The sequence below is a fragment of the Paenibacillus physcomitrellae genome, assembly GCF_002240225.1.
Classification (GTDB): Bacteria; Bacillota; Bacilli; order Paenibacillales; family Paenibacillaceae; genus Fontibacillus; species Fontibacillus physcomitrellae.
In genome coordinates this window covers 1,449,261-1,461,164 of record NZ_CP022584.1, presented here as the reverse complement: position 1 = coordinate 1,461,164, position 11,904 = coordinate 1,449,261, and the positions used below count along the sequence as shown (strand labels likewise).

Annotated in this window: 10 protein-coding genes; all 10 read left to right on the top strand. The window is 52.1% G+C overall.

The window, feature by feature from the left end; translation table 11 throughout:
* Positions 1-9: 9 nt before the first annotated feature.
* Entirely contained in the window at positions 10-978 is a 969-nt protein-coding gene (mraY, locus tag CBE73_RS06735; protein ID WP_094093576.1) for a phospho-N-acetylmuramoyl-pentapeptide-transferase, read from the top strand.
* Between the two features lie 3 nt (positions 979-981).
* On the top strand, positions 982-2,406 hold the full coding sequence (gene murD / locus CBE73_RS06730) for a UDP-N-acetylmuramoyl-L-alanine--D-glutamate ligase (RefSeq protein ID WP_094093575.1): 1,425 nt from the start codon (positions 982-984) through the stop codon (positions 2,404-2,406).
* 53 nt (positions 2,407-2,459) lie between these two features.
* Positions 2,460-3,557, top strand: a complete 1,098-nt coding sequence (gene spoVE / locus CBE73_RS06725) for a stage V sporulation protein E (RefSeq protein ID WP_094093574.1) — start codon at positions 2,460-2,462, stop codon at positions 3,555-3,557.
* 4 nt (positions 3,558-3,561) lie between these two features.
* Positions 3,562-4,674, top strand: a complete 1,113-nt coding sequence (gene murG / locus CBE73_RS06720; RefSeq protein ID WP_094093573.1) for an undecaprenyldiphospho-muramoylpentapeptide beta-N-acetylglucosaminyltransferase — start codon at positions 3,562-3,564, stop codon at positions 4,672-4,674.
* Positions 4,675-4,948: 274 nt separating this feature from the next.
* The gene (murB, locus tag CBE73_RS06715) at positions 4,949-5,854 is read left to right on the top strand and encodes a UDP-N-acetylmuramate dehydrogenase (protein ID WP_094093572.1); all 906 of its coding nucleotides are present in this window, start codon (positions 4,949-4,951) and stop codon (positions 5,852-5,854) included.
* Between the two features lie 16 nt (positions 5,855-5,870).
* On the top strand, positions 5,871-7,151 hold the full coding sequence (murA, locus tag CBE73_RS06710; RefSeq protein WP_094093571.1) for a UDP-N-acetylglucosamine 1-carboxyvinyltransferase: 1,281 nt from the start codon (positions 5,871-5,873) through the stop codon (positions 7,149-7,151).
* Between the two features lie 61 nt (positions 7,152-7,212).
* On the top strand, positions 7,213-7,977 hold the full coding sequence (locus CBE73_RS06705) for a cell division protein FtsQ/DivIB (protein WP_094096175.1): 765 nt from the start codon (positions 7,213-7,215) through the stop codon (positions 7,975-7,977).
* Positions 7,978-8,197: 220 nt separating this feature from the next.
* Complete coding sequence (ftsA, locus tag CBE73_RS06700; protein ID WP_094093570.1) at positions 8,198-9,460, top strand: cell division protein FtsA; 1,263 nt, start codon at positions 8,198-8,200, stop codon at positions 9,458-9,460.
* Between the two features lie 59 nt (positions 9,461-9,519).
* Positions 9,520-10,629 (top strand): cell division protein FtsZ, encoded by a 1,110-nt coding sequence (ftsZ, locus tag CBE73_RS06695; protein WP_094093569.1) that lies wholly within the window; start codon positions 9,520-9,522, stop codon positions 10,627-10,629.
* A gap of 241 nt (positions 10,630-10,870) precedes the next feature.
* Positions 10,871-11,875 (top strand): sigma-E processing peptidase SpoIIGA, encoded by a 1,005-nt coding sequence (spoIIGA, locus tag CBE73_RS06690; protein WP_094093568.1) that lies wholly within the window; start codon positions 10,871-10,873, stop codon positions 11,873-11,875.
* Positions 11,876-11,904: the final 29 nt, after the last annotated feature.

The window sequence follows — 11,904 nt, the reverse complement described above, 5'->3', positions numbered from 1 at the left end:
GGACCCATTATGGATTTTCAACTTATACTGTTAACGATCGGCGTTTCCTTTATTCTCGCCGTGATTGCTGCACCGCTGTTCATTCCCCTGCTGCGCCGCCTGAAGTTCGGACAGCAGATTCGGGGCGAAGGCCCGCAAAGCCATTTGAAGAAGGCCGGTACCCCAACGATGGGCGGCATCATTATTATGGTGGCTTTTACCATTGCCTTTCTGAAATTTACGAATAAAATGGATACCGACTTTTATGTGCTGCTTATCGCTTCTCTAGGATTCGGCCTGGTCGGCTTTCTGGACGATTACATTAAGATCGTGTTTAAACGCTCGCTGGGTTTGACGGCGAAGCAAAAACTGTTCGGCCAGCTCCTGTTTTCCGTTATTATTTGCATTCTCTTGATCCGCAATGGCCACAGCACGGCTATTGGCATTCCTGGCACGGATTATTCCTTTGACTGGACCGGCTGGTTTTATTATCCGTTTATTGTGGTTATGATGCTGGCCGTCAGCAACGCGGTGAACTTTACAGATGGTCTTGACGGGCTGCTGTCGGGCGTGAGCGCAATTGCTTTCGGCGCTTTTGCCGTCGTAGCCATTCAGGCGACTTCACTGCCTGCAGCTGTATGTGCGGCCGCAATGATTGGTGCTGTGCTGGGCTTCCTGGTCTTTAATGCGCATCCAGCCAAAGTGTTTATGGGGGATACCGGATCCCTTGGCATCGGAGGAGCGATCGCGGCGATTGCGATTGTCACCAAAAGCGAGCTTTTGTTCCTCGTGATCGGCGGTATTTTTGTGATTGAAATGCTGTCGGTGGTGCTGCAGGTCGGTTCCTTTAAACTCCGCGGCAAACGGATTTTCAAAATGAGCCCGATCCATCATCACTTCGAGCTGTCCGGCTGGTCGGAATGGCGGGTTGTCGTGACCTTCTGGGCGGTTGGGCTTGTGCTTGCAGGTATCGGACTTTATCTCAATAAGGGGTTGTAGGTTATGAATCATCCTGAACATTATCGCGGACAAGATGTCGTTGTCCTGGGCCTCGCAAGAAGCGGGCTCGAAGTAGCGAAGGTTATGTTTAAGCTTGGAGCCAATGTCATCGTTAACGATAAAAAAGACAGGTCCGAATGTCCCGAAGCATCCGAATTGGAGGCTTTGGGAATTTCTGTTGTTTGCGGCGGACATCCTGAGGGGCTGATTCACAAGGGGACATCTTTGGTTATTAAAAACCCGGGTATCCCCTATACGGCACCTCCTGTACAGACAGCTCTGGAGCTGGGGATTGAGGTTGTAACCGAGGTGGAGGTTGCTTACTGGCTGTGCAAGGCTCCGATGATCGGCATCACCGGCTCGAACGGTAAGACGACTACGACCACCTGGACGGGAAAAATGCTCGAAGCAGCGGGGTTATCGCCGATCGTTGCCGGCAATATCGGCATTCCGCTGACGGAGGCTTCGCTGAAGGCGACGGAGGACGACTATATGGTCGTTGAGCTCAGCAGTTTTCAGCTCAAAGGCACGCAGGCGTTCCGCCCGCGGGTCGCTTGTCTGCTTAATGTGGTCGAGACGCATCTGGATTATCACAAAACGATGGAGGACTATATTGCCTCCAAAGCTAAGCTGTTCGCTAATCAGCAGGAAACCGATACGGCGATCCTGAACTGGGATGACCCGGTCTGCCGTGAGCTTGTGCCTTATATCCAAGCACAGCTGCTGCCGTTCTCCATGACGGAGCGGCTGCCTCAGGGCGGTATTTACGTCGAGCCTCCTTATGCCGATAAAGAAGATGACAACCTGGACCGGCAAGTCATTTACCGTAAAGCTGATGGAGAAGCGATCACATTGGTGCACACTTCGGAGATTGGTCTCCCGGGACGTTTCAATGTGGAGGACGCGCTTGCGGCTGCAGCCTGCGCTATCGCTGCTGGAGCCGAACCAGCCAAGCTGGCCGAGCCGCTCCGCAGCTTCCGCGGTGTTGAACACCGTCTGGAGTTTGTGGAAGAGAAGAACGGTGTTGTCTATTACAACAACTCCAAAGCTACCAACTCCAAAGCAACTGCTATGGCGCTAGGCGCCCTTAGCGGACCTATCGTATTGATTGCGGGCGGGCTGGACCGCGGATCCGATTATATGGATCTCCTGCCCTCTCTGCAGGATAAAGTGAAAGCTGTTGTTACCCTGGGGCAGACCAAAGAGAAAATCGCGCAGGTCGCCAAGCTGGCGGGGATATCCTCCGTGATCGTCGTCGATAATGAAGAGGACGCCGCCGAAACGCTGCGCCGCGCGATCCGGGAAGCCGAAGGGCTGGCGGGTACAGGAGATGTGGTATTGTTGTCTCCGGCCTGTGCAAGCTGGGATATGTTTGATTCCTATGAAGAGCGTGGACGCATTTTTAAAGAGGCGGTGCATAACCTTTAAGTAGGGGGGTGTCTGACAAGCCCCTACTTCTGCATATGAGGTGGCTTCCGCTTATGAGCAAGTTGCGCCGTGCGCCGGACATTTGGCTTCTAATCTGCATTTTGAGCCTGCTGGCGATTGGAATGGTCATGGTATACAGCGCAGGGTCCGTGCTGGGGTTTCATGATCACGGGGACTCTTTTTATTTCTTGAAGAGACAGCTCTTGTTTGCTTTCCTAGGTTTGATTGCTATGTTCTTTATGATGAACTTCGACTATCGGCGGCTGCGGAAATATGCCAAGCTGGGTCTGCTGGTCTGTTTCGGTCTGCTGGTCATCGTGCTGATCCCCGGCATCGGTGCGGTCCGCGGCGGTGCACGCAGCTGGCTTGGCATTAGTTCGTTCGGGATCCAGCCCTCGGAGTTTATGAAGCTGGGCATGATCTTGTTTCTGTCGTATTGGCTCAGCAAGGATACTTACGACATTAGCCGTTTCGTGAAAGGTTTGCTCCCTCCGCTCGGTGTCAGCGGACTGGCCTTTGGCCTGATCATGCTGCAGCCCGATTTGGGCACAGGCACGGTCATGATGGGGGCAGCTATGCTGATTATTTTTACGGCGGGCGCACGTTTCCAGCATTTGGCCGGACTAGCCCTGCTGGGGGTAGCTGGGTTTGTGGGCCTCGTTCTGGCGGCTCCTTACCGGTTGAAGCGGATTACCGCTTTCCTGGATCCATGGTCGGATCCGCTTGGCGCTGGTTATCAAATCATCCAGTCGCTTTATGCGATCGGACCTGGCGGACTGGCTGGGCTTGGACTTGGCATGAGCCGGCAGAAATACAGCTATGTTCCGGAGCCGCAGACGGACTTTATATTCTCAATCTTGTCGGAGGAACTGGGCTTTATAGGCGGTACGCTGGTGCTGCTCCTGTTTCTGATTCTCGTCTGGAGAGGCATGCGGGTAGCGATGACGATCGACGATAAATTCGGCAGCTTTCTGGCCGTCGGCATTGTGGGCATGGTAGCTATACAAGTAATTATTAATATCGGGGTAGTCATTGGGTTGATGCCGGTGACGGGGATTACGCTCCCGCTCATCAGCTACGGCGGTTCATCGCTGACGCTGATGCTGACGGCGCTGGGCATCCTGCTGAATCTATCCCGGCACGCGAGGTGATCTTATGCGAATTGTGCTCACGGGCGGCGGCACGGGCGGTCACATTTATCCGGCGCTTGCCGTAGCGAAGCAATTCAGTGAAGAGGTTCCGGGAACGGAATTTTTGTATATCGGAGGAACCAAAGGGCTTGAAAGCAAGCTTGTTCCGAAGGAAAATATCCGGTTTGAAGCTATCGAAATTACGGGCTTCCGCCGCAAGCTTTCATTGGACAACGTTAAGACGGTTATGCGGTTTATTAAAGGGGTTCGCACATCAAGGCGGCTGCTTAAAGAATTTAAGCCGGATGCGGTGATCGGCACAGGGGGTTACGTGTGCGGTCCTGTTGTGTATGCCGCAGCAAAGCTGGGCATCCCGACGGTCATTCACGAGCAGAATGCGGTTCCAGGGCTGACCAACAAGTTTTTAAGCAAATATGTAAATACGGTGGCTGTAAGCTTTGAAGGAACAGAGCAGGCTTTTCCGGCGGCCAAAGCGGTAGAATACACGGGGAATCCCCGGGCGACGACTGTCTTTAAAGCCGATAAGGAGCGCGGATATGCTTCCCTAGGACTTCCGGCTGGCAGTGATCTGGTATTGGTAGCTGGAGGGAGCAGAGGCGCTAAAGCGATTAACGACGCCATGATTGACATGGCTCCCTTAACCGAGAAGCTGCCGAATGTCCATTTTGTATATGTAACAGGAGAAAGCTATTATGAGGCAACCGTAAAGGAAATTCGCAAAAAAGCGGGCAGGATGCCATCGAGGCTTCATGTACTGCCTTACATACACAACATGCCTGAGGTGCTGGCGGCTACGAAGGTGATCGCCGGCCGTTCCGGGGCTTCGTTCCTGGCTGAGGTAACGTCGCTCGGCATTCCTTCGATCCTGATTCCTTCGCCAAACGTAACGAACAATCATCAGGAGAAGAATGCTCGCAACCTGGAAGCCGCAGGAGCAGCTTCCGTCATTTTGGAAACAAATCTCTCCGGACAAACGTTATTTCAGGAGATCCAGCGGCTGATGAAGGATGAACCGGCCAGGGAAGCGATGGCTGATGCAGCCCGGAAGCTGGGCAAGCCGGATTCGGCTCATGTTATCGTGGAGCTTCTGCGCGGTTTGGCTGGAAGTAAAGGCTGAAGACAGGTAAGCAGCGAGTAAAGCCAGGGAATACCTAAGGGCAGCAAAACAGAAGCGGGGAGCCTTTGGGACTTGGGGCGGAGGCCGAAGACCTTACTGCTCATACGGGCAATTGTCACACTCTGTAAGAGGTTTTCATAAGATACCCTATAATCGTGACAATCACCCGAAGAGAATGCAGCCAGCGACATGAACGGGATGGCAGACGGCATCGGCCCGAAGCTACTGGGATCTGCGGAGCAAGGCAGCCGAAGCTCATAGGAGGGGATTACGCTTGCAGCAATGGATCTCACAGTTAACCGAACATGAGACCGGTGCCGTCCTGCCGGACGAACCGATGTCCAGACATACTACTTGGAAGATCGGCGGACCAGCGGATGTTCTAGTAATCCCCGAGCATAAAGGCCAGCTTCAGACGTTGATCCGGTTCCTTCACGAGCAGCGCGTGCCCTGGATGCTGCTGGGCAAAGGCTCCAATCTGCTTGTCTCTGATAAAGGAATCCGCGGAGCTGTGATCAAGCTTGGCAAGTCTTTTGAATTTGCCGAGTTCCGGGGCAGGGAAGTGCAGGCCGGCGGAGGAACCTCGTTCGTCAGTCTAAGTATAATGGCCGGCAAACGAGGGCTTACGGGACTGGAATTTGCTTCGGGAATTCCTGGCACTGTCGGCGGCGCCGTTTATATGAACGCCGGAGCTCACGGGTCTGATGTGTCGCGAGTATTTAAGTCTGCTGAAATTGTACTGGAGAACGGTGAATTGGTAACCTGCGGGGCTGAGGGAATGGGCTTTCAATACCGGCATTCTTTCCTTCATGGCACGAAAGGGGCTGTAGTCGGGGCTGTATTCGAGCTGGAGGAAGGCAATGCGGAATCCATCAGAGCTTCCATGGCCGCCTTTAAGGAACGGCGCAGAAATACGCAGCCGCTTCAAATGCCGTGCGCCGGCAGTGTGTTCCGGAATCCCCCCGGCGATTTTGCCGCAAGGCTGATCGAATCGGCGGGTTTAAAAGGAACCCGGGTAGGCGGCGCCGAGATTTCCGGGGTTCATGCCAATTTTATCGTCAACACTGGGCAAGCGAAAGCGGAGGACGTTCTCACTCTCATGAATCAAATCAGGAGTACGATTGCAAGCCATTACGGAGTTGAACTCGTTCCTGAAGTATTTGTGGTGGGTGAGCGGTAAACTCGGAGGTGATACATTGGACAAATTGGTGATTGAAGGCGGGAAACCCCTCTCAGGAACCATTAGAATCCATGGAGCGAAGAACGCGGCTCTGCCGATTATGGCGGCCAGTTTGCTGGCCGATGGGACAGTACGTCTTCGCAATGTTCCGCGCCTGCTGGATATTGAGGTCATGTTGGGCATATTAACCCGTCTTGGATGTGAAGTCGTAAGAAACGGCGATGAAGTGACGATTGATTCTTCCAAAGCCGATTCATCCCATGTGCCTGAAGATTTGATGAAGCTGATGCGATCCTCCATCTTTCTGATGGGACCGCTGCTCGCCAGATTCGGAGAAGTGTTTATCTATCAGCCTGGAGGATGTGCAATCGGGGAACGCAAAATTGATATGCATCTAAGCGGTCTGGAAGCGCTTGGGGCCGTCATTGAGGAATCCGGCGGCCAAATTCGCTGTGCTGCAGCAAAGCTTAAAGGAACGGATATCCATCTGGATTTTCCAAGTGTCGGGGCAACCGAAAATATTATGATGGCCGCCGTGCTGGCAGAAGGAAGGACAACGCTGACCAATGCGGCACGTGAACCGGAGATTCAGGATTTGCAGAATTTCCTGAACACCATGGGCGCATCCATCAGCGGTGCCGGAACGGATACGATTACGATTCAGGGCGTGAAGAAGCTTGTTCCCTGCGAATACGAAATCATTCCTGACCGCATCGTAGCCGGAACTGCGCTGATCGCGGCAGCAGCCACGCGGGGCAGCATTACGCTCCGGAACAGCAACCCGTCGCATCTGGTGTCACTGCTGCATGTGCTGCGCCGGGCCGGTATCCAAATCAGGGCTTACGATGATATAATTAGTGTCAACGGATTGACGCGTCCCAAAGCGGTAGACCGTATCGTGACATCGCCTTATCCGGCTTTTCCTACGGATCTGCAATCTCAGATTATGGTACTGCTCTCTTTGGCGGACGCAACCAGCATCATCAAAGAAACCGTATTTGAAGGACGGTTTAAGCATGTGGGTGAACTGGTGCGGATGGGAGCCGATATTACGGTGGATCTGCATTCGGCGATTATCCGGGGTGTCCCTCGTCTATACGGCGCTACCGTTGAGGCCACGGATCTTAGGGCCGGTGCAGCGTTAGTGATAGCAGGTCTTGCTGCCCAAGGGAAAACGACGGTAGAACAGATTCATCATATCGACCGGGGATATGAACGTATTGAAGAGATGTTCCAATCGCTGGGCGCCGTGGTTTATCGTGAAACACCCCTGCTGAAGCAGCTCGACCCGGCTTGAATATACGCCTCTTGTCATCCCCTCCTGCTGGAGGGGATCAAAGGCTTTTTCGGAGATGATTATGCCTAAATCCAATATTCCCGTTTTAAAGAATCCTAAACCGAAGAAGAACACGAGCAGGAAAGTAGTGCTGCTGCTGATCATCTTGTTTATTGTATTGCTCAGCGTTTTGTTTTTCCGCTCATCCCTGAGCAAAATCTCGGAAATCGACTTCCGAGGCAGTACCTATTCCACCAACGAGGAGCTGCTTAAACAAAGCGGACTCCAGGTCGGGGAAAGTTTCTTTGGGACAAGCGCAGGGACGATCATCAAACGAATTTCGAAGATCCCTTCGGTTCAAAACGTAACAGTGGACAAGCGGTTTCCCGGTGTTGTGGACATTACGATCAAAGAATATCCTTCGGTCGCATATGAACTATCCAATGACGGCAAGCTGACGGCTTATCTGTCGAACGGCAGCAAGGTGCTGGTCAAACAGGGAACTTCGCTGGAGAAACCGATGCTGACCGGCTGGGAGAAAGATCAGGTTAACCTGCTCAAGCTTTGCTCGACGCTCGCTAAAATGCCCAATGACCTGACTTCCGATTTCTCGGAGATTCTGCCGTCGCCGACGCTTTCCTTTGCGGATCGGATCAAGCTGTACACGCGTTCCGGTTTTGAGGTTTTGACAACCGTCTCTTTACTGCCTGAGAAGGCCGAATATTTGAACGATATTATCGAAACACAGCAGCCGGGTCTGATTACGATGCTGGAAGCCGATACTTATGTGCCTTTTGTGGATCCTTCCCAGGATGAAGAAGGGGAAAATGGCACTACTCACGAGTAGAAATCAATGGTAGAATACATTTTATGGACTATCTGCCAGTCTACCTCTCTTTTAACTGCCCAAAGCGGCCAACTCGCTTTAGTTGGTTGAAATTGGCATGCCTTTGATGGTAAAAAAAATGTAGAAAAAAGAGGGAACGGGTTAGTGACGTTGAATATTATAGTTTAGTATATGTACTCATAAACAATTATTATTACTGATTACAGGAGGTGCCAAGGACTTGAGCAACAATGACATCATTGTTAGTTTGGACATCGGTACATCCAAAGTTCGGGCTATTATCGGGGAAGTAAGCAACGGAACCTTTAATATTATTGGAGTTGGATCTGCCGACTCGGAAGGCATTCGCAAGGGCGCGATTGTTGATATTGACCAAACTGTGCAGTCTATCAAAAATGCTATAGATCATGCAGAACGTATGGTGGGTATTCAAATATCCGAAGTTTATGTTGGCATTTCCGGGAATCATATCGGACTTCAGACGAGTCACGGAGTTGTGGCCGTTTCGAATGAGGATCGCGAAATCGGTGAAGAAGATATCGAACGCGTCCTGAAAGCATCCGAAGTGATTGCTGTTCCGCCGGAACGCGAAATTATCGATGTAGTGGCCAAGCAGTATGTAGTGGATGGCCTGGAGGAAATTCAGGACCCGAGAGGGATGATTGGGGTTCGCTTGGAAGTGGAAGCGACGATTATTACCGGATCCAAGACAGCAATACATAACCTTTTGCGTTGTGTAGAAAAAGCGGGGCTCAAAATTAAGGATTTGGTTCTTCTCTCCTTGGGTGCCGGCCAATTGGCTCTTTCCAAAGACGAGAAAACAATGGGGTCGGTTCTGGTTGATATCGGCGCAGGCGCTACCACCATTGCCGTTTTTGAAAACGGCACAATTGCCGCAACATCCACACTGCCGATCGGCGGCGAGTTTATTACCAACGATATCGCCTATGGCCTTAGAACGTTGACCGATCAAGCGGAGAAAGTGAAGCTTAAATACGGCTGTGCTTGGATTGAAGCTGCTGCTCCGGATGTAACCTTCAAAGTAACCCGGATCGGAAGCAATGTCGATAAGGAGTTTACCCAGGAGGATCTGGCAGCCATTGCGGAGCCGCGTGTTCAGGAGATTTTCCAGCTTATCCGCCAGGAAGTGAAACGTCTTGGTTATACCGAACTTCCGGGAGGTTATATCCTTACGGGGGGAACGGTATCCATGCCGGGACTTCTTGAGGTGGCGCAGCAGGAGCTGGCGACCTCGGTACGCATTGCGGTGCCTGATTACATCGGCGTAAGGGACCCGGGCTTCACAAGCGGCGTAGGGATTTTGCACAATGTGATTCGCGGCCTGCGGGTACGCAGCACGACAGCTGCAGCGAGTGCTCCCAAGAAGCCGGCGAATCGGAGCAAACCTGCCCCTTCCCCGGAGAATCCGCGCAAGACGGGATTTGTGGAACGAATCAAGAATATTTTCAGTGAATTTATATAGTGACAGCGTCTTAACGATGGACGGGCCGTCCAGGCACACACGAGGGGGATTGGAAGAGTATGTTGGAATTTGATTTCGAAATGGAAAGTTTAGCAAAAATTAAAGTGATTGGCGTGGGCGGAGGTGGCAGTAACGCGGTCAACCGGATGATTGAAAACGGCGTTCAAGGCGTCGAATTCATTACGGTGAACACGGATGCTCAGGCGCTGCATCTGGCTAAATCCGAACACAAGCTGCAAATCGGCGATAAGCTGACTCGCGGCCTTGGCGCGGGCGCTAATCCTGATGTCGGCAAGAAGGCTGCAGAGGAATCTCGCGAACTGATCGCGAATACGCTGAAAGGCGCGGACATGGTGTTTGTAACTGCAGGCATGGGCGGCGGAACCGGAACCGGTGCGGCTCCTGTCATCGCTGAGATTGCCAAAGAATGCGGAGCGCTCACTGTAGGCGTCGTGACTCGTCCGTTTACTTTTGAAGGCCGCAAACGTTCTTCTCAAGCCGAGCTGGGTATTGAAGGCTTGAAGGAGAAAGTCGATACCTTGATCGTAATCCCGAATGACCGCCTGCTGGAGATCGTGGACAAGAAAACTCCAATGCTGGAAGCGTTCCGTGAAGCGGATAACGTTCTTCGTCAAGCTGTGCAGGGGATTTCCGATCTGATCGCCGTACCGGGCTTGATCAACCTTGACTTTGCAGACGTCAAGACGATTATGACCGAACGCGGTTCTGCCCTGATGGGGATTGGTCTCGCTACAGGCGAGAACCGTGCAGCTGAAGCGGCACGCAAAGCGATCATGAGCCCGCTGCTCGAAACTTCTATCGAAGGCGCACGCGGCGTTATCATGAACATTACCGGCGGCTCCAACTTGTCGCTGTATGAAGTCAATGAAGCTGCGGAAATCGTAATCTCAGCATCCGATCCGGAAGTGAATATGATTTTTGGTGCCATCATCGACGAAGACCTGAAGGAAGAAATTAAAGTTACGGTCATTGCAACAGGCTTTGAGAATAAGTCTAACGCAGCTATTCCGTCACGCAAACCGGCAGCAGGTGTAAGTGAGCAGGTGGACAACCGGAATTCTTCGTTGCGTCCTTTCGGCAACCAAGCTACACCGGATCAGCTCGACATTCCTACCTTCCTTCGCAACCGCCGCAACAATAACGAATAAGCTCTCATTACTAGTTTTCATTAAAGTCGAACCTTGGATCTCCGGGGTTCGGCTTTTTATTTTCCCCTGCTTGTCCCCTCCACAATTCCAAATCGTCCGACAAAAAAAGTCTGCTGTTCGCCTTCAATGTTTGACAGACTTCCTGTCAGAATCTCTTTATACTTAAACACATCCCTGCCGGCTCCATTGATGTTGAACTGCCGTGCGCACCTAGTTGCAGGGAATATGGGCAGGTGAATAGATGGTAGTTTATATCGATTTGATTTTTTTGACCAATCTGCTTATCGATGGTGCGCTGCTGCTGACTACTGCCTGGATGCGCAAGCAGAAGCCGAAGATCTGGCGAGTCAGTTTATCGGCCGTCGTAGGGGCGCTTTACTGTTTGATGATGTTTTTACCTCAGCTGTCATTTATGTATACGTTCCTCACTAAATTTCTATTCTCTGTTGTGATGTTGTGGCTGGCTTTCGGATTTGGCAGCTTGCAGAATTATATGCGCAATCTGGGAGCCTTTTATGTGGTGAATTTCGTTGCCGCCGGCGGCATCCTGGGCATTCATTATTTGCTGATGAGCTCCAGTGAGCTGTGGAACGGAATCATGTTTACCCAATCGGGCGGGATGAGCTTCAGGCTTAAGGTAGGTTCCATCTTCTCGCTTGTCGGGTTTGCGGTCGTCCTCTTGGGCTTCAAAGCCGTTCAGAACAGTCGTCAAAGGCAGGAAAGATTGGCTGCCTACACCGGTGAAGTTGAGGTTTTGATTGAAGGCCATTCGATTCATTGTCAAGGTCTTATCGACACCGGCAACCAGCTGACGGATCCGCTGACCCGTATGCCGGTTATGGTGATGGAAGCACTGCTTTGGCAGGATGTGCTGCCTTCCGGCTGGAAAGAGAAGCTCGCCCAAGGTCAAGCGGACAACCTTCTGCTCGAGCTTGGGGAAATGGACGTGTTCCCGTGGAGAGATCGTCTGCGCCTCGTGCCTTACCGGGGGATCAACAAAAGCTCCCAATTTATGCTTGCTATGAAACCGGACGAAGTCCGGATTAGAGTCGGAGAACAAATGCATGTATCCCGCCGGGTGCTGATCGGTTTGGATGGAGGAAAGTTGTCAGCCGAAGGGGCATATCAGGCCATCATCCATCCTGCGCTCGTAGAGCCGGGCACAGAACAGGAAGGTTCACAAGTTTCTTTTGCTAAGGAATTGTCTACTCAGACAGGTCTTGAAGCAGAGCGGAAAAGCAGTTGACCACATGATGCAAACTTGGGAGGAAAACA